The 16559-nt window shown below is 56.1% G+C and carries 23 protein-coding genes and 1 tRNA gene; 11 read left to right on the top strand and 13 right to left on the bottom strand.

What is annotated here, in order from left to right:
- Positions 1–28: 28 nt before the first annotated feature.
- Positions 29–184, top strand: coding sequence for a hypothetical protein (locus tag OZX57_RS06440; RefSeq protein WP_277161869.1), 156 nt, complete (start codon positions 29–31; stop codon positions 182–184).
- Positions 185–206: 22 nt separating this feature from the next.
- Here OZX57_RS06440 and OZX57_RS06435 read toward each other — a convergent pair whose 3' ends face one another.
- From OZX57_RS06435 to OZX57_RS06380, 12 genes are all read right to left on the bottom strand, one after another.
- On the bottom strand, positions 207–2519 hold the full coding sequence (locus OZX57_RS06435) for a bifunctional DNA primase/polymerase (protein ID WP_277161868.1): 2313 nt from the start codon (positions 2517–2519) through the stop codon (positions 207–209).
- Positions 2520–2795: 276 nt separating this feature from the next.
- Entirely contained in the window at positions 2796–3668 is an 873-nt protein-coding gene (locus OZX57_RS06430; RefSeq protein ID WP_277161867.1) for a hypothetical protein, read from the bottom strand.
- Positions 3669–3679: 11 nt separating this feature from the next.
- Entirely contained in the window at positions 3680–4663 is a 984-nt protein-coding gene (locus tag OZX57_RS06425) for a hypothetical protein (RefSeq protein ID WP_277161866.1), read from the bottom strand.
- Positions 4664–4842: 179 nt separating this feature from the next.
- Positions 4843–5013, bottom strand: coding sequence for a hypothetical protein (locus tag OZX57_RS06420; protein WP_277161865.1), 171 nt, complete (start codon positions 5011–5013; stop codon positions 4843–4845).
- Positions 5010–5180 carry a hypothetical protein gene (locus OZX57_RS06415; protein WP_277161864.1) on the bottom strand — a complete coding sequence of 57 codons (171 nt, stop codon included), beginning with the start codon at positions 5178–5180 and terminating at the stop codon, positions 5010–5012. Before OZX57_RS06415 ends, OZX57_RS06420 begins: the two co-directional genes overlap by 4 nt.
- Positions 5177–5590 (bottom strand): hypothetical protein, encoded by a 414-nt coding sequence (locus tag OZX57_RS06410; RefSeq protein ID WP_277161863.1) that lies wholly within the window; start codon positions 5588–5590, stop codon positions 5177–5179. Before OZX57_RS06410 ends, OZX57_RS06415 begins: the two co-directional genes overlap by 4 nt.
- Positions 5587–5766: a hypothetical protein gene (locus OZX57_RS06405; RefSeq protein ID WP_277161862.1), complete on the bottom strand. Its 180-nt coding sequence runs from the start codon at positions 5764–5766 to the stop codon at positions 5587–5589. Before OZX57_RS06405 ends, OZX57_RS06410 begins: the two co-directional genes overlap by 4 nt.
- A complete protein-coding gene (locus tag OZX57_RS06400) occupies positions 5766–6305 on the bottom strand; it encodes a hypothetical protein (RefSeq protein ID WP_277161861.1) in 540 nt (179 codons plus the stop codon). The genes OZX57_RS06405 and OZX57_RS06400 overlap by 1 nt, the downstream gene beginning before the upstream one ends.
- A gap of 26 nt (positions 6306–6331) precedes the next feature.
- Positions 6332–6805: a RusA family crossover junction endodeoxyribonuclease gene (locus tag OZX57_RS06395; protein ID WP_277161860.1), complete on the bottom strand. Its 474-nt coding sequence runs from the start codon at positions 6803–6805 to the stop codon at positions 6332–6334.
- The gene (locus tag OZX57_RS06390) at positions 6795–7055 is read right to left on the bottom strand and encodes a hypothetical protein (RefSeq protein WP_277161859.1); all 261 of its coding nucleotides are present in this window, start codon (positions 7053–7055) and stop codon (positions 6795–6797) included. The genes OZX57_RS06395 and OZX57_RS06390 overlap by 11 nt, the downstream gene beginning before the upstream one ends.
- Positions 7056–7111: 56 nt before the next feature.
- Positions 7112–7327 carry a helix-turn-helix domain-containing protein gene (locus OZX57_RS06385; protein ID WP_277161858.1) on the bottom strand — a complete coding sequence of 72 codons (216 nt, stop codon included), beginning with the start codon at positions 7325–7327 and terminating at the stop codon, positions 7112–7114.
- 85 nt (positions 7328–7412) lie between these two features.
- Positions 7413–7676 carry a helix-turn-helix transcriptional regulator gene (locus OZX57_RS06380; RefSeq protein WP_277161857.1) on the bottom strand — a complete coding sequence of 88 codons (264 nt, stop codon included), beginning with the start codon at positions 7674–7676 and terminating at the stop codon, positions 7413–7415.
- A gap of 108 nt (positions 7677–7784) precedes the next feature.
- On the opposite strand from OZX57_RS06380, the gene OZX57_RS06375 reads away from it, so the two are divergent.
- From OZX57_RS06375 to OZX57_RS06355, 5 genes are all read left to right on the top strand, one after another.
- Positions 7785–8189, top strand: a complete 405-nt coding sequence (locus OZX57_RS06375) for a hypothetical protein (protein ID WP_277161856.1) — start codon at positions 7785–7787, stop codon at positions 8187–8189.
- Positions 8186–8590, top strand: a complete 405-nt coding sequence (locus OZX57_RS06370) for an ImmA/IrrE family metallo-endopeptidase (RefSeq protein WP_277161855.1) — start codon at positions 8186–8188, stop codon at positions 8588–8590. The genes OZX57_RS06375 and OZX57_RS06370 overlap by 4 nt, the downstream gene beginning before the upstream one ends.
- Positions 8591–8612: 22 nt before the next feature.
- Positions 8613–8936 carry a hypothetical protein gene (locus tag OZX57_RS06365; protein WP_277161854.1) on the top strand — a complete coding sequence of 108 codons (324 nt, stop codon included), beginning with the start codon at positions 8613–8615 and terminating at the stop codon, positions 8934–8936.
- 38 nt (positions 8937–8974) lie between these two features.
- Positions 8975–9343: a hypothetical protein gene (locus OZX57_RS06360; protein ID WP_277161853.1), complete on the top strand. Its 369-nt coding sequence runs from the start codon at positions 8975–8977 to the stop codon at positions 9341–9343.
- A gap of 175 nt (positions 9344–9518) precedes the next feature.
- Positions 9519–10571: a site-specific integrase gene (locus OZX57_RS06355; RefSeq protein ID WP_348637167.1), complete on the top strand. Its 1053-nt coding sequence runs from the start codon at positions 9519–9521 to the stop codon at positions 10569–10571.
- A gap of 95 nt (positions 10572–10666) precedes the next feature.
- On the opposite strand, the gene OZX57_RS06350 is transcribed toward OZX57_RS06355, so the two are convergent.
- Positions 10667–10740, bottom strand: a tRNA-Val gene (locus OZX57_RS06350).
- A 583-nt stretch (positions 10741–11323) separates the two neighbouring features.
- On the opposite strand from OZX57_RS06350, the gene OZX57_RS06345 reads away from it, so the two are divergent.
- The 5 genes from OZX57_RS06345 (at position 11324) to recO (ending at position 16559) form a co-directional block, all read left to right on the top strand.
- Positions 11324–12043 (top strand): hypothetical protein, encoded by a 720-nt coding sequence (locus OZX57_RS06345; protein ID WP_277161851.1) that lies wholly within the window; start codon positions 11324–11326, stop codon positions 12041–12043.
- Positions 12044–12505: 462 nt separating this feature from the next.
- Entirely contained in the window at positions 12506–13111 is a 606-nt protein-coding gene (locus tag OZX57_RS06340; RefSeq protein ID WP_277161850.1) for a DivIVA domain-containing protein, read from the top strand.
- Entirely contained in the window at positions 13099–13902 is an 804-nt protein-coding gene (locus OZX57_RS06335; protein ID WP_277161849.1) for a hypothetical protein, read from the top strand. Before OZX57_RS06340 ends, OZX57_RS06335 begins: the two co-directional genes overlap by 13 nt.
- A 42-nt stretch (positions 13903–13944) precedes the next feature.
- Complete coding sequence (locus OZX57_RS06330; protein WP_277161848.1) at positions 13945–15759, top strand: alpha/beta hydrolase; 1815 nt, start codon at positions 13945–13947, stop codon at positions 15757–15759.
- Between the two features lie 77 nt (positions 15760–15836).
- The gene (gene recO, locus OZX57_RS06325) at positions 15837–16559 is read left to right on the top strand and encodes a DNA repair protein RecO (RefSeq protein WP_277161847.1); all 723 of its coding nucleotides are present in this window, start codon (positions 15837–15839) and stop codon (positions 16557–16559) included.

The raw sequence follows: 16559 nt of genomic DNA, 5'->3' as shown, positions 1-16559 counted from the left end.
TTCTTTCTGCTTTCTGTGTTGATTTCCAATGCCTGTACTGACGATGATGGTCGAAGAACATCTCGAACTTGCTGACTGGTCTCCAGATGAGATGGAACTCGCGGTCGGGCGCGATATCGACCTGCCACCATTGCCCGCAGTCAGGGCAGCGGTAGAGATGGCCGAGATGAGCGTGTTCTGGTAGTCGGCATGCAGCGTCGATCATTTCAGTTGCCTCCCAGTTGCCGTTCGATGGAATTCCAAGTCGTAACCAGCTCGTCATCCTTCAAACCGCTGGCGCGGCCACGCTGGAAGAAATCCGAACGAATGTTCTGCCGATTCTCCGGATGATTCAACAAACGTCCGTAGGCCCAGTCGTGCAGCGTCTGGTTGCGCTGGCCCTCGGGTATCGGCGACATGTCAGGCTTCCCGTTCCGACCGCTGCCGACAGGCTCCGCCAGCAACGCGTCAAGCGACGACAACGAGACATCCGCACGTTTTGCCGATGCGACCGTTCGCGGCTTCTCGCCAAAGCCCTCGACGTAGCCGTTGTCCTGAAGCCATTGGGCCATCTTGTCTGGCATGACCGGCACTTGGCCTTTAGGCATGTCGAGGAGCTGGTAGTCGCCGTTTTGGGTGTGGCTGCCGGGGCCGATGACGTAGCCTTTGCGCTCGCATCTGATGTCGACGGGGATGCCGTTGGAATGCACCGAGTTTTTCAGCGTGCCCATGAGCTGGGCGGGTAGGGCGTAGTAGGCATGGACACCTCCGGATGGCGTGCCGACGAGATAGGTCGAGGGGAAGTCCTGGCTGCCGTATTCGCCGATCTGCTGGTTGAGGACGGTCCAGCCGTCGGCGGTCTTGTTGTCCTTGCATTTGTCCATGTCGATGATGGCCATGCCGAGGTTGGGAACGACCGCATAGGATTCCGTTGTGGGTCGGATGTGGGTATCAAGGTTTTGGTCTTCGGCGTGCCGTTTCCAGTTTTTGGCTACTTTCTGTTCGGCTGGGACGAAGTCGCAGGGGAATCCGAATTCGTTGGGCAACGGCAGTGGGTCAGCCTCGATAGGTTTGGGAATGTTGGGAGTGTCGTCAATCTGTTTGGCGAGCTGTTCGCGGTCATGCTCGTAGGCTTTACGGTAGGGGGCGAAACGTGTCTCGTCTTTCACGTTGAGAACTCGCATGGTTTTTCCTTCCTCTTTGACCCATTTGCTTCCTCCGCGAACGAGTCCGAATCGGGCTAATAGATCTCGTTGCTCGTAGCGTTTCATGCCTTCCAGCATGCTGGTCGGCGCGTATCCGTTGGCGCAAATTGTGTTGATGATGGATTGCTCTACGTCGGTGACGTCGGAGGCGCTGCCAACGCTCACGTCGTCGAATGGGTTTTCGCCGTGGTTCTCCCAGAGTTTGCAGCTGGCCATGATGAACGGGGCAGCTCCGTTCTCCGTCCGGAACTTAAGAAGTTCTTGGAAGTCGCTTGGTTTTCTGCCGTCTTTCATGCGAATATAGGCGAATCGTCTGGCGCTTGCGGCTGTCATGGTGGTGATGACGGGGTTGTTGGTGGCGATGATGAATGTGCATTTGGGTGAGAAGCTGACGGCGTTCTCTCCGATCCTTCGGGCGGTGACGCTGTCGCCTGTGCTGATTTTCTTCAGGTAGGTGAGCTGATCGATGCCGATGGTGTCGGCATCCTCGTCGTAAGCCCATAACGCTCCGATGAGTTTGCCGGTCTCCTGCTGGGTGTCGAATCCTCCGGATCCACGTCGTCCGCCGAGTATTTTCTGCGAGTCCACAGCGACGGCCAATCCGGGGAAGGTTGAGCTGAGTGTGCTCAATAATATGCCTTTACCGTTGCCTCCGTCGCCATACATGACGTAGGTGAGGTGCTTGTAGGGTTCGAGCAGAGGTGTGGCGAACATTCTGGCAAGGTTCATGGCCGAGTGCTCGTCTTCGGTAACATCGCGCATGTATTTGACGGCCTGCGTGGCGAGTTGGGTGTCGAATCGTTGGTCGATGGTCAGCTCGTATGGCTGGTCGAACATGGTGTCGCCTTGGTGGTAGCGGACGATGCCGTTGGCTTCTCGTTTGAAGGCGGTGTCCTGGAATTTGATGCCGTGGCGGACGCGTTTGTCGAGTTTGCGGCATTCGACGACGAGCTGCTGGTTCCAGGGTAGGTAGGCTTTGTTGCTTTTGACGTGGTATTCGGCTTCGAGGCTGGTGATTGCGTGCCAGGTGTCGAGTAGCTGGTTGTTGCCGGTCTGGTCGACATCACGAACATAGAGGGTGTGGTCGTCGTCGCCGAGCAGCAGCGAATCGTTGCGATAGTCCCATAACGCTTTGGCATATCCGTCGTCGGCGTATGGTGTGGGGTTTTTACCCCATGTGTTTCTCGGGATTTCGACGATCTGGCCGGTGCGGTCGATGAACGTGTTCGACGTGTTTTCGAATCTGGAGATTTTCATGTTCAGCAGCAGGTCGGAAACGTGTTGGGGGCCATTGGGAATTTTCGAGCAGGAATGAGAGTAAAGGGAATAGTTCACGGTTCTCACGCTTTCCTCACGGAAAAGTGTGAGGCTCTAAGGTCAATGATTACAACAGGTTTCAATGTGTCCTCACACTTCTTACGGTATTTACGGGAGTACGTGTTGATTAATAATTGGTAGCGTGAGGAAAAAGCGTGAGGGAAACTGATGCGAATCGTCCTGTTTCCTTTTGATTTCAGGGGGTTTGGTGTCCTCACAGTTTTCCTCACGGTTCCTCACGCTACTTTCCTGTTTTTAAACGACTCGAATTCGAGGGGTTTAGATTATGTCGTTCTAGAAGTTGCCTGCCACGTCGTCCTCGCTGCCATGGTTTGGCTGCAGGGCGTTTGCGACAGTGGTTTCGGGCAGTCCGGTGAGCGCGGCGATCTCCTGCTGGCTCTTGCCTAAGGCTTGGAGCTGTTGCAGTTGCTGCAGGTTGACTTGGGGGCCGGATTGCATCGGCGGTGTCGCGGGCTGCTGTGGCTGCGGCTGGTATTGCTGGCCTTGCGCCCGCGGAACCGTGTTGGCCTGCTGAAACTGGCCTTGCTGCTGTTGCGGCGTGTAGCCGGTCTGCTGGTTCTGTGCTGATTGGGTTTGCTGTGGGTTGAGGAGGCTGTCGGCGCTGTTGGCAGGCTGGATGATGAAGCTGTAGAGTTTGGCCGGCATGGCGGGGTTCTTGCTTTGCGGGTCGGCCCCTTTATAGGTTTCGGTGATGGTGTCGCCAGGTTTGGGCGCCTTCTTGATTCCCGCGTTGCGCATGGCCTCGCGGAACGCCTTCAGCTGGATTCCCCAGCCTTTCACGTACAGGCTGCGGCGCCCGTCGTCATCCTCGTCGTCGCGCAGGGTGGTCTGAATGACCATGTGGATTTCCTGCTGTGGCTTGCCGTCGTTCCAGAAGGCGGGCTGCTGGGTATTGAAGTCGCGCATCTGCTGGGTCTCGATGAGTTCCAGGGTTCCGGTGACCGAACTGCCGGGCTGGCTGTCGCGGCCGAAGAAGGCCTTGGCTCCGCTGCCGGAGAGCAGGTCGTCCAAACCGCTGAGCTGGCTTCCCTGTGTTTGGGCTTGCGGCTGTTGGCGTGGCTGGCCCTGCTGCTGCCATGCGCCGTTGCCGCCGTATTGTGGCTGCTGCCCGTACTGGTTCTGTGCCTGGTTGTTGTTTCCGAACATTGATGTTCTCCTTATTGGTTGTTGGTTTGCTGGGGTGAATAGGTAGGTTCGAGAAGCGGGATCAGCTGTTTCCACTTCTCGGGGACTTCTGGCCTGGGTTTCTCGTCGATGCCGAGGCCGAGCTGGTCACTGTCGGGCCATGTGCCGTCGTTGAAGTCGTGCGTCGGGCTTTCGGGCAGCAATGAGATCCATGCGTCTCGCATCTCCGCGCCGTCGGCCTGTTCGATGACGTCCATCAAATTGACGAGCAGTTGCGCCCTGGCGAGTGCCCATTGGCCGGGTTTGGGGTCGAACGGCCATCGTCTGGGGATGGTGTCGTTGAGGCTGAGTCCGGTGCGGGGCAGGAAGATGTCGCTGACCCATTCGATTGGCAGGTCGGAGTTGCGTATGCCGAGCCCGTAGAGCGAGACCTGGACGCGGTATTGCTGGCTGACGCCGTTGGCCTTGACGTTTTTGGCAGTGGTGGTGCCGACGTTCTTCCAGTCGATGATGGTCGCGCAGCCCGGGATGTAGAGGTCGATGCTGCCTGTCACGTCGTATCCGCCGTAGAGGCCTTCCAGATGGCCGACGGTGACGCTTTTCTCGGTCTCGAAGCGGCGGTGTCCGCGAATTCTGTCTCCGAACATGCGGTTGAGCATGGCGATGGTTTCGGAATCGTGGGTTTCGTTGAGGGCGTCGAACTCGCGTTGGAGCTGGGCGTGGACGGATGTGCCGACGAACGCGCCCCAGTTTGGCTGTTCGGGGTGGGGCCATCCGGCGAGCTTGGCAGCGAGGGTGTGGAGGCTGTCGGTGCCGAGTTCGCTGGGGCCGATGGTCTTCTGCAGGCTGCGCGGGTTGTTGGCGATGGAGTTCTCGATGACCGTGCGGATTCTCGGCCACAGTACGGTGTCGTCGCCGAAGGTCGGCTGCTCCTGTTTCGGAGGCTGTGCTTCCTGCTGTCGGGCTTTGGTGACGGCGAGTACTGGGTTTACGGTGCTACCGTTTGTCTTGCTCATGTTTCAGCTCCTTCAACGCTCGTCCTGCCTCGCGGCGGATGTACTCCACGTCCGTTTTGCTGATGCGGGTTCTGGTCACGCTGTCGGCTTGGACTATTTCCAGCTTGAATCCGATGCCGTTGCCGGGGAGTCACTGGCTTTGTCACGGGTGATTCTGAACCCTCCGTCGGTGATGTTGCTCATGCTTCAGACTCCCCTTCCTGCTTCAGGATCTGCTGTGCGGCTTCACGGCACAACTGGTCGAGCTCGTCGCTTTTGATGATGTACAGGTCGTCGGTGAGGTTCAGGTCGTGCTTCTGGATTTCATGGCCGATGGTCTTCTCGATGTCGCTTTTCAATTGCCGGATCATTTGGCTGCCTCACTTTCGGCTTTGAGAATGTTGTCTGCAATATTCAGACATAGGTTGCGAAGGTCTTCGGTACGGATGATTGCCAATTCGTCAACGGAGCTGAAATCGTATGAGTCAATTGCCGAGTTTGCGATTTCGACTATTTTTTCCTTGTCAAGCTGTTTCATTTGATGACCACCGTGCTCTTGCCCTGGTCGAACAGGCCGGCCAAAGCGTCCTCGCCGAGCTTCTTGCGTGCTTCCGTGGAGTCCGGGGCGATCTTGTAGAGTTCCGGATGGTCCTCGGCCGGATACTCTTTCTTGAACCTGCTGGCGTTCAGGCGCTTCGAGCCTTCGCGTATCTGTACCTTGAGGTCTCCGGCCTGGTAGGTGCCGGGCTCGTGGGTGTCGAGGATGTCCTGTTTCAGCCGGTCGACCCACTGCTGGCGTTCCTCGATCTCCTCCTGCAGGCTGACGATCTTCTTCGCCTGTGCCGTCAGCAGTTTCGTCCTGCCCTCGTCGATGCTCTGCTGTTCGGTGGGGTCGGGCTGGGTTTGCTCTTGGAGGGCGGGATTCCTGTCGATTGTGGTTGCTGTCATTTTGTCTGTTCCTTGCTGTTGTCTTTTTGGCTTTTGATGGGCACCCATTGCGGGCGGTGGTTGGGGTGGCTGATGCGGTGGGCCGCGCAGATCTGCATGGCCGTCTCGATGTGGCATGGCGCGTGCAGCGGGCCGCATATCCTGCATCTGGGGATGTAGTGGTTGAGGTCGGCCATCAGTCCACCGTCGCCAGTTTCGGCTGCGTCGCCCCGAGCTCGCGTTTGATGCGTTCCGACCATTTCTTCGAATTGGCTACGGCCGCGTAGGCGAGTTCGGGGCCGTCGTATTTGAACCGTTGCCCGCATTTCATGCAGAACACCGGCGTCGGGTCGTGGTTGTACTGGTCGAGCAGCAGCGGCTTGTTCAGACCGCTCGGCTTGCCCCACAGGAACGTTCCGCATCGCGGGCACGACGAGTAGGGAGGCTCATCCACGACTGCCTTCGGCCCGGCGGTGCAGTAGGCGACGATTTTCCACGGGTCACCGTGCTTGTCGAGTTGGTCGGGCCAGTCCGAAGCCATCTGCTCGAACGGGCGCAGCGTCTCCATCTGCCGTTTGAACTCCTCGAACGTCGTATAGTCGCCGAACATGGCGTTCTCCTCGGCAAGATGGAGCAGGGCCACCCGCAGGCAGTTCGGCCATGCCTCTAGGGGATTGATCTGGACCGTCACCGTCGTCGGCTTCGGTTCCGCATACTTCGGTACTTCCTGGAACACCTCCAGCGACACCGTTATTTTCTTGCTCATTGTTCCTGTTCCTTTCCGATGCTGCTGATTTCCGCGATGTGGATGTGCGTGTGCGCCTGGTAGGGGACGCCGTCGTGGGTGAGAGGGTCGCCGGCCTTCCGGTTGCGCATGCCGCGTTTGCCCTGAACCCTTTTGTCGGGAAGAATCTTGCGCACGGTGGCGTGCATGATCTGCTTGTCATCGAGGTAGGCGACGCCGTTGAGCGCGTCGGTTGCCAGTTTCGCGAGATTGTCCCAGTCCTTGCCCGAACGGTCGGGCATCCAGAAGCTCAACGCGACCTCGACGTCGCCGGTGAACGGCTGTGCGTCGGGGTACTTGGCGATGAACGTGCTGTAGACGCGGTTCTCGGCGTCCTTCGTCTTCTTCGGCGTGACGCCGTGCACGCCCCTGCCGCCGGGGTTCCGGTAGACCCGTGGCCGACCCTTTGACTGCGGCGGCCCAGGGACGACGAACCTGAATTCACTGGTCATCTTCTTCGCCTCCCCTCGAGGTCTCGTCGAGTTTTTCCTGAAGTTGTGCGTTGGCGTCGGCCAGTGCGATGCAGGTGGTCTCCAATGAGCTGATGCGCTTGTCGTGCCAGTCCTCGTGGGTGGCGAGTTCGTCCCAGCGGCATAGCAGGAACGCGGTCAGGGGGATGGTGACGAGCACGGCCAGCAGTTGGAGAATCCCCAGTTGTCCGCCGGCGAGGCCTGCGACCAGCCATGTGACGCTCACGCACATGGCCGCGGCGCTTATGGAGCCGCCTGCAAGGCAGATGAGCGCAATGGTTTGCCGTTTCAGGTGTGGTATTCGGCTGTGCCTTGGTGCAGGTTTTGGCTGAGCCATTTCTGTATGTCGCTCTTCCAGTAGCGGATTGTCCGTCTCCCGCATTGGATGAATACTGGTCCCTCGCCTTGGAACCTGAGTTGGCTGAGATAGTTCCTTGTCACTTTGAGGGTGTCCGCGGCCTGCTGGCTGGTCAGGATTTCGTCGTCCTCCAACGTGCGTGCCATCGGTTCCTCCTTTTGCTAGAATGCTCTTTGACATGGTTTGTGATTCTTTCTGTGTCGATTTGCCGCAGCTGTGACTGCGGCATTTTTATGCGGCTTGAGTGGTTGAGAGTTTTCGGTCGACTTGCTTCTGAGCGGAAGCAAGAGCGGAAAGTGCATAGGCGTCGTCGTAACCGAAGAACAAGGCGATTTTGTCGAGTTCTTCGACAGTCCAGGATTGTTTGTTGGAGAGTCGCTGATATAGGACACGACGTTGGATTCCCAGATATTTTGCTAAGTCATCGCGGGTTTTACCCGAGGAAGCGAGTAAGCCGTTAATTGTTTGGGATAGATATTTTTGACTGTCTTTCATTTCACCTCCTTTATCTCAAATGAGCTAATTGCTAATCTACGCTCTTTTTTGGGTTTGTCAACTCAAATGAGATAAATTTTGTAATGGGCATGTTGCGAAAGAACTCAAATGAGATATTATTTATGCATGGTTCGAAATAGTGAATTGTCTGAAATAGGTCACACGGCGAAGAACGTTGCCGCTTTTGTTTATGAACAGATAGAAGTACATCATCTCACGCAGGAAGATGTAGGGGCAATTATCAACAGGGCGCAGTCGTATGCGTCTCTGAGGATTAAAGGTCTTAAATCTTGGACGATTGATGAGCTGGATGCTCTTGCTCCGCATCTCGGGTACGAAGATGGTCTCGAACTTATGTGTGCGTCTAAAGATTCCGATACAGGTTCGAAGATTGTTGCTGACGTGCCAACGGAAGAGAATCGTTATCGTGCTCTTCATGCCAGTGATTTGGGCCTCGCGGCGAAACAAGGTGATATTGATGCCGAGCAGCAGGCGATGGAGGAGATGCCGTGAACACAGACCTTGAACTGTTCGCCCGCAACTGGGCCAAGGTCTATGTGCTGCCAATGGAAGACGGGTTCAAAGGCGCCTACGACATCGAACGCGACGCTATCTACCTGTCTGACAGGCTCACCGACGTACAGCATAAATGCGTGCTCGCCCACGAGCTCAGCCATGCCAGGCATGGCGACTGTGGTTGTCGCAATGGTCATGACGCGGCGGAGCTTCGTGCCGACATCGAAGCAGCAAGAATGCTCATAGATCAAGCCGACTACATGAATGCAGAGCGGTGCTGTGACAATCCGTCGTGGATTGCCAGCGAACTCGGCGTTACGCCCGACCTGATTCTGGCATATCGCTGCTGGTTGCACGATACTATACCGAATTTTTACCAAAATAATTTAGTAGATTAAAAGAATATCAAAGAAGAGAAAAATGACAGAAGAAAACGATGAGACTCAGCTGCATGATGAGGCTTTAAAAGACCCTTCGACAGGTTTAGCGGAATTCGAGGGGACAGGTGTTCGTGCTCAAGAGAGCACAAGGGCTGTCAGTGATCAAGATGCCGTGCCGGAATTTCAAAGCGAGATTTCGCAAAATGCGGCTGGAAGCCAGCCGGAGGCTATGTCGTCTACGTTCGTAGCGTCGCAACAGTCGTCTCAAGGGCAACGAGAAATGAGCATCGGAAACATCCCGCTCCCACCTCGGCACGTCAGAAAACCATTTTTAAAGATGGACGTTTCTGGACCGGTCTTGTAACGGGTATCGTTATAGGTGCAATAGCGGGAGTGGGCACGTTGGGCGGTATTGCCGCTTACAAGGTGGCCAAGCAGAATGATGCCGTCGCGGCCGAAAAAGCAAAATTGCCTGACTTCAAGAAAATAGGCAACGAATGCATAATTGGTGATGAAGAAACCGAGTTGACCGCAGGAAGCGACGGCCGCAGCCTTAGCATGTTCATACCGGAAAGCAACATGTACGAGGGGATGAAGACTCAGCAATGCGTCAATCAGCAACTGCATGTGCCCAGTGGGATTCTATCCAAAATGGAACAGACTTCAGGACTGGACGGTTCGCAGCACGATTCTTGGGGAAATCTCGAGGTGACATGGTCCTATAACGGAAATTCCGGCTTCAGGGCCACCTATGAAGTCAAAGAAGAATAAAAGACTCCATATTGCCGTTGGTTAAGAAAAGGAAAAAGCAATGACCAGTATTGAGCCGTACGATACGGCAAAAGGCAGGCGATATTCTGTTCGGTATCGAAAACCTGACCATTCGATGGGGCGGAAGAGCGGTTTTCAAAGAAAACGGGACGCCGAGCTCTGGGCTGCAGACCATGTGACCGACGCGCTCGCCAACGACACCTATGTCGACCCCGGAAAAGGAAAGATAACCGTTGGGGAGCTTTACCAAACATGGTATGCGGAGCGGAGCCCGCTCTGGAAGCCCTCGTGGGCGAGCACCGTCGGCATCTCCTGGCGGACCCATGTGGAGCCCGAATGGGCCGGGGTCAGAATATCCGATGTGACACGCAGCGGCGTGCAGCAATGGGTGTCAGCACTCAGCAAGCAACGCAGCGCCAGCACCGTCAACAAAGCCTATGGAATACTGAAGGGCATCGTCGAACTGGCCGTCCAGGACAAGCGCATCGCGAAAAGCCCGTTGACCGCGGTCAAGGTGCCGAGGAAGCCGAGAAGGAAACAGCGTCGCGTCTATCTGACGATATCCCAGCTCATCGCTTTCGCGGACGAATGTGGTAATGCCCAGGAAAAAGGCGACGAACGACGGGCGCTCATACTCCTGCTCGGATTCTGCGGGCTGCGCTGGGGCGAGGCCGCAGGCCTCCGGGTGAGGGATGTGGACTTCTCTGACCATCGCATCAAGGTCAGGCACAACGTTGTCATGGTCGAAGGTAAAGGTGTGGAGGGCACGCCGAAGAACGGTGAGATGCGTGATGTCCCGATGCCGAGAATCGTCGAGAATACACTGGACGGGGTCTGCAGTGGAAAAGCAAGGGACGAGCATGTGTTCCTTGACCCCTCGGGCAGGACGATACGGCCACAATCGGTCGCCAATCTGAAGAGCAATCGCACCTGGTACATCTCCGCCCTCAAACGTCTCGGATACCGGCCCGAGGACATGCCTTCGCCCCACGACCTTCGCCACACCGCGGCGTCGATAGCCGTGCATGCAGGTGCGAACGTGAAAGCCCTGCAGAGGATGCTGGGTCATGCTTCGGCGTCCATGACACTCGACGTCTACGCCGACCTTTTCGACTCCGATCTGGACGACGTGGCCCGCATGATAGACGCCTCGATAGATGTCGAGCAGCAGGAAATCGATGGTGTTCCGGTGTTTCCGGAAAAGGAGCTTGCCGAAAAGTGTGCCTGATTTGTGTCTGATTTCGGTTTTTAGGCGGCATCAGAGAGAAGTAAATAGGTTGAAAACCTTGGAATTTCAACGTTTCTGGACTATGGAAGTCCTAGTGGGCGATGAGGGATTCGAACCCCCGACATCCACCGTGTAAAGGTGGCGCTCTAACCAGCTGAGCTAATCGCCCGTTAATGTGACTAGTTTAGCGCAACGCTTGCCCATCGGAGTGTTGGTCGCGGTTGTTTGACAGTGCGGCCAGAACAAGGGGCAGTATTTTAAAGTCAATCTTCCATACGTGTAATATCGTTCGGTAACGATAATTTGTGTTGCTTTATGATGCAAAGACTGTTTCATTGTCGAGTTCGAAAACCTTCAAGGAGAGGTGAAGGTATGGATAACGAGTCTAGGAATGGTCCTGACGGTCTCTTGCATGGAGGAGAACGGTTATGAGTGGAAGTCTTTTGTCGGATGGACCGGTTTCGGACTCTCCATCGACGCTGTTGGGGCCGTTCCGGTTCGAGATCGGATTCGACGGATTCAAACAGATGTTCCACGCGGAGAACGACCGATACATGCGCAAGCTAGGTGCTGGTGGTGTGCTGTGTACAGGATGGATAATACCAGGTGAAATTTATTACATCGTGAAGGATTTATACCAGGGTACGTTTGTGTTTTCGTGGACGGATTTGTGGGGTTTCCTTTGTGGCGTTGCGATCTCGTTGGGTTTTCTTTGGCTTTTGATTCGTCCTCCGTTTAGTTTTTTGTTTCGTTTGGACGAGGTAGCGAGATTTTTCGCGGCGCGTGGCGCAGATTTTCCGGGTGAGGATGTCGATCCGCGTGGTGTGGTGGTGTCGGTGTCGACTTCATTGTGCGAGTTGGGCGGCGAGGAAGTAACGGCGGACGGGACGGTGATTCGTACGCCGTTCATGGTGATGCGGAAGCGTCCGGTCTGGACGCGTGATTTTCTCTTTCTGGCAGTGCGGGATCGTGGACGGGATTCGGTGTTATGGAATGTGGTGGCCGAAGGTGGCGGCCTGTTCCGTAGAGCGTGGAACGGTGATGGAGTGGCGTTACCGCGTACCTGTGTACAGAGCCGGTGTGCGGTGTCGCGCGAGGTGAGAGCGCGAGTGCGTGAGGCTTCGAGGCGTTACAAGCGGGCAGTGCGTCTGGCGAAACATGCCGGACACAATGAGGCGAGGCGTGATAAGGCGTTGGCGTTGGTGGCTCCGGAGTTGGCATGGCTTGAAGAGGCAGACCGGCTGAACGAGGAGAACAGGCGCCTGCGCAAAACTGGTGCCGCGCCGCCGGTGGCACAGAGATTGGTGCCGATCGAGGGCCCGGGCCGGGCGGTTCGGACACTTCGTATGCTCTGGCGTTGTGTGAAGGTAGTAGTCGGATGGCTGCGGGTATTGGCCGCCAAATACGACAACCACTTCCTGATATCTTGCGTGATATCAAGGAGGCTCGGACGCAGGAGCGCGTCGAGGTGAAATCCGGTCCGCAGGATGCCGGGAATTCTGGCCGGAATATTCGGCAAGAGCCGCAGTCTCCCGTGAACGACGAAGAAACCGATCTCAAAAGAAGAGAATGACCAAGTCGTGTGACCGGAAACGGCTCGATGGTGAAATAGTCAATCTTAAAAGGTGCGGTGCGAAACGGGTTTGATCGGGCGTTCGAGGGAAGTAATAGCAAGAATGCAAGGATGCTTCTGATAGTTGATTAACCAGTGGATACTCGAATAGTGATGGGTTGAAGTGAGAGCCGTTGATCGAAGCCGGCTTGCCGAGTTGATTGTGTATATCGAGTAGATTTCTTGGGTGTATAGCTTCCGTTTTCAGACTTGAACCTGCGCTGATAAGTGTGGTTTTGCGGGGTATTTCCTTCCTTTTGCCGCGTCGTAACGCTCACGTATACTAGCCACATTGCAGATAACACCTCAGGAGGCACGACTGATGGCTGGAAAATCCGATAACAGACAGAGCTCGACAGGGATCGAGTACGCGGGAAAGCGTAAATGGGGTTATGACGTTGATCAGGTTGATGATTTTCTCGAGAGCGCGCACGAAAAGTATGACAGGAATGACGGATCGCTGACGCAGCAGGACATTCAGAGTGCCTCGTTCACGTTCGCCAAAGGTGGTTACGTCATCGCCGAGGTGGATGCCGCTTTGGCGCGCCTCGAGCATGCGGTGGTCGACAAGAACGCCGCTCGTGAGATTGCGAGCAACGGTCAAGTGACTTGGCAGGCCCAGACCCAACAGATTTATAAGATGGTGAGCGACCACGCACAGCGTGCTCACAAAGAACGTTTTATTCGCGCGGAGAAAAAGCGTCCCGCTTACGACATGAAGCAGGTCGATCGGCTGATTGACCAGATTGTTACGCGCACGTCCGATGATTTGGGCATCAAGCCGATGAGCAAAAGCGAGAGGCCCGCAACCTTGCCGATCTCAATTCCAGCAGTGTTGCCAATGTCATTTTCACTCAGCGCAAAGGGCATCGCGGCTATGACGAACGTCAGGTCGATTACTTCCTGGACGCGTGCGTGCAGCTGCTGAGCCGCATTGAATCCTATGCGCGAGTCAGTGATTACGCTGAGATGAATGGTGCGGCATCCGTGTCTGTCGACCAGGTAAGCATGCCGGTAACGCCGTTGCAGGCGCAGGATTCTATGACTTCTGAAACGATGGGAGCTGCCGGCGTCAGCCCTCTGATTGACGAGAATGCTACGGCTGCATTCGCCACGCCTACGGTTCCCGCCCCTCAGCCCGAAGCTTCGTATCAGGCTACGCAAGCCTCCTCGTCGCCTTTTGATATGTCCTCTCAGACGGGGCAGAATTTCGGCATTGACACGTCTTCGCCTGCTTCGTTCGATTTCAATGTAACTGCAGCAGATACCGCTACACCGGTGATTCCGGACCTTCCCGATAACGCTGTTGTTCCAGGCGAAACGGCCACTTCACAGAATTCTTCTGCAGAGACTACGAACTTCGGCAGCACGACGGATACTAATGGCGACTCGTCATTGGCCGCTTTGGCGAGTATGGCACATACCTCGACAACTGAGCCGAGCTCGAATCAGACTGTTTCGTTCGCGCCACCGTCGCCGACGATATCGGCGTTGAGTACTCCGCCTCAGGCACCGGAACCGTCAGCTGCTTCATCAGCCGACGCGTCCGCGGATGCGAACACGGACGCAGCTACTCAGACGTTGTTCGCCTCGAATGATAACCATGCCGCTACCGCTGGTGATAACAGCCTCGGTGACAGCGACGATGTGGACATCCCTAGCCTTTCCTTCCCTGATTTCAATGTTTCCGGCACTGATAGCCCGAAGACCGGCGAGTGATTTTTCTGGCAGAAGGCGTGCCAGACGCCGTCTTTGTCTAATATGAGTACCGTGTTACATCCACTGTCTAATCACAACGATATTCCCGCTCACAACGAGCGGGTTTCGTCTGTTGACGCCAGTTTGAACGACAGCGCCTTGAGCGGCAATGCCGCAAACGGCAATGATCCGTCTCGAACCGACAAGTCCAAGACGGCATGGAGCCTTGGACGTCGTCTGCTGGTCACCATTCCTATTTTCATTGTTCTTTTAGGCATTCTGGTCACGGTTTCCAACCTGACCAGCGTGCCATGGAAACGTGATCCGACCGAGCAATCAATCGCCACGCTTTCGCCCAACACCGCCGTAACGTTCGACAATCCGCAAGGCGTGCCCCTGGCTCAAAAGGGAAGTTTCAAGGTTGTTGCGCGCACGGTCAAGCTGGATATCAAACGGCCGGCTACAGGGGAGATACAGCATATCAATGTCCTGATTCGCCAGCCTCAGGATTCTGCCGGCACAAACGCGAAGCATCCGGGTGTGGTCTTCATGCATGGAGCAGGCTACGGTACCGCCGAAAACAGCTTCGGCGATGTGGCCCAGGACCTTTCGTCTGCGGGATTCGTCACGGCCGTGCTCGACAAGCCGGTCTGGTCGACCAGCGACCTGACTCGAGATTATCCAGGAAGCGCCAAAGCGTATGACCAGGTGGTCAATTACCTGCGCACGCAACGCAATGTCGATCCGGACAAAGTCGGCCTTTATGCCACCTCTGAGAGTACTTGGATTTCGCCATACGTCATCAAATACGACAAGCATATCGCCTTCCAGCTGCTCCTGAGTCCGATGGTCTACGGCCCTCGGCAATCGCTGGGATTCTTTGTCGGACAGGATTTTTCGCTGGTTGGTGCGAACAACGGCTATCAGTCCATCGTCCGCAGGCTGTTCCATACCGACACGGAGATGATGGGGCTTCACAATCTTGACTTCCCGATGGATTTGCCGCAGGCTTACTCCGTACCGACCATGGTGGTCTACGGATCCAAGGACGTGCTCACCGCGCAGGTCGAAGGCCTCGAACACATTCTTTATTCGGCCCACCGAGCAGGCAACCAGAACGTAACGGTACGCAGCTATTCCGTGGCGAACCATGTCTTGCGCCTCGGCGATGAGGCTGACACTGGAACGCCGTTCGCCGACGATTATGAGAACGATGTCATCTCTTGGGCAACGGGCACCGTAGCAGGGCTGAAGCAGACGAGCGAACCAGTCGCCGGCACCACCATCCGGCAGTCCATCGCTGTGCCACGGGAACTCAAGGCGGACCGCAACCTCACCATTTATGGTGCCATTGTCAATGTCGGTATGGTGGTTCTGCTGCTTGCGGCCTTCCTGATGGCGTTGATTGGCTGTGTGATTAAGGCATTGCGTATGATTCGCGGCAACCATAACAAGGTGTTCGGTTTCATGCGCGGATTCGGCGGAGAGCTCTTTGCCATCACTCTTACGACGTTGGCGACATTCGTGCTCTTCGCCACAGGCCTCGGGCAGGTCATCATGGCTGTGGTCAAGCTTGGCTGGGGTGGTGCACCCACTGAGGATCCAGGCATGATGTACTGGAGCTGGCCGGTCATCCAGGTGGTCTCCACCTTGGTGGTGTGGGCTTGGGCCCGCATCCTTGCCCGGTGCATCGAAGTGGCCCAAGGGCGCGGATTGGCGCAGATTCCGCCTCGGAAAGGTGCCATCCAGGATGTGGTCAGCGGTCGCGAGCCCGTTTTCGCCTCAAAGCGTTTTGGCCGAGTCTTCTTCTGGCTGGTCGCTGCGGCCATGTTCAGTGTCCTGCTGTTCTTTGCCTTCTGGGGCTTGTTCATCTTCTAGAAAACGCAGGTTCGTGCGGCGTATAGGCTGGAAACATCTGAAAATATCGAGAGTCGAACCCGAGGAGGTGGTTTTCAGTGGCGTTGTATCGGGATGAAGGCGTGGTACTGAAAACCGTCAAACTGGGAGAGGCGGACCGCATTGTCACGCTGATGACCAAAAGTCACGGCAAGGTGCGGGCGGTCGCCAAAGGCGTGCGCCGCACCAAATCACGTTTTGGAGGCAGACTTGAGCCGTTCATGCGAGACGATCTGCTCGTCGCCGAAGGTCGTTCGCTCGATGTGATTTCGCAGGCCGCTTCGATTTCCTCCTACGCCGCCCGCATTTGCGTGGACTATGACGCTTACACTGCCGCCAATGTCATCGCCGAAACAGTAGACAAGCTCATTTCTACAGAACATGAGCCTGCCAGAAACCAATATATGCTCCTGATTTCAGCCTTGGCAGCGCTTGCCCGAGCGCGTCACCCCGCTGGAGCGATTAGCGATTCCTATGTGATGCGGGCACTTGCGCAGGCTGGCTGGACGCCACGACTCGCGTCTTGTGCGGTATGCGGCAAACGCGATGATCTCGATTATTTCTCCGTGGCCGCCGGCGGTGTCCTCTGTTCCACCGACCACACTCCGGACTCGCGGCGCATCGATCTTGACGGGCGCGAGCAGATGGAAGCATTGGTCGAAGGTGACTGGAGTGTGCTCGATCAGGCCCCGCTCAAAGCCGAAATTCGTCGATTTGTTGAAGAATGGGGAGAATATTACCTGGAACGTCCCCTTCGCTCGCTGAAATTGCTAGATTTTTAA

Source organism: Bifidobacterium sp. ESL0682, assembly GCF_029392815.1.
In the GTDB taxonomy this organism is placed as follows: Bacteria; Actinomycetota; Actinomycetes; order Actinomycetales; family Bifidobacteriaceae; genus Bifidobacterium.
Note: the sequence above shows the minus strand (reverse complement) of the source record. Positions and strands in the feature narration are given on the sequence as shown.

Excerpts from the sequence above, each read along its gene's own strand:
- OZX57_RS06395 (WP_277161860.1), bottom strand. The coding sequence starts at position 6,805 with ATGACCAGTGAATTCAGGTTCGTCGTCCCTGGGCCGCCGCAGTCAAAG.
- OZX57_RS06365 (WP_277161854.1), top strand. The coding sequence starts at position 8,613 with ATGACAGAAGAAAACGATGAGACTCAGCTGCATGATGAGGCTTTAAAA.
- OZX57_RS06425 (WP_277161866.1), bottom strand. The coding sequence starts at position 4,663 with ATGAGCAAGACAAACGGTAGCACCGTAAACCCAGTACTCGCCGTCACC.
- OZX57_RS06420 (WP_277161865.1), bottom strand. The coding sequence starts at position 5,013 with ATGATCCGGCAATTGAAAAGCGACATCGAGAAGACCATCGGCCATGAA.
- OZX57_RS06380 (WP_277161857.1), bottom strand. The coding sequence starts at position 7,676 with ATGAAAGACAGTCAAAAATATCTATCCCAAACAATTAACGGCTTACTC.
- OZX57_RS06410 (WP_277161863.1), bottom strand. The coding sequence starts at position 5,590 with ATGACAGCAACCACAATCGACAGGAATCCCGCCCTCCAAGAGCAAACC.
- OZX57_RS06405 (WP_277161862.1), bottom strand. The coding sequence starts at position 5,766 with ATGGCCGACCTCAACCACTACATCCCCAGATGCAGGATATGCGGCCCG.
- OZX57_RS06330 (WP_277161848.1), top strand. The coding sequence starts at position 13,945 with ATGAGTACCGTGTTACATCCACTGTCTAATCACAACGATATTCCCGCT.
- OZX57_RS06440 (WP_277161869.1), top strand. The coding sequence starts at position 29 with ATGCCTGTACTGACGATGATGGTCGAAGAACATCTCGAACTTGCTGAC.
- OZX57_RS06430 (WP_277161867.1), bottom strand. The coding sequence starts at position 3,668 with ATGTTCGGAAACAACAACCAGGCACAGAACCAGTACGGGCAGCAGCCA.
- OZX57_RS06415 (WP_277161864.1), bottom strand. The coding sequence starts at position 5,180 with ATGAAACAGCTTGACAAGGAAAAAATAGTCGAAATCGCAAACTCGGCA.
- OZX57_RS06385 (WP_277161858.1), bottom strand. The coding sequence starts at position 7,327 with ATGGCACGCACGTTGGAGGACGACGAAATCCTGACCAGCCAGCAGGCC.
- OZX57_RS06340 (WP_277161850.1), top strand. The coding sequence starts at position 12,506 with ATGGCTGGAAAATCCGATAACAGACAGAGCTCGACAGGGATCGAGTAC.
- OZX57_RS06390 (WP_277161859.1), bottom strand. The coding sequence starts at position 7,055 with ATGTGCGTGAGCGTCACATGGCTGGTCGCAGGCCTCGCCGGCGGACAA.
- OZX57_RS06375 (WP_277161856.1), top strand. The coding sequence starts at position 7,785 with ATGAGATATTATTTATGCATGGTTCGAAATAGTGAATTGTCTGAAATA.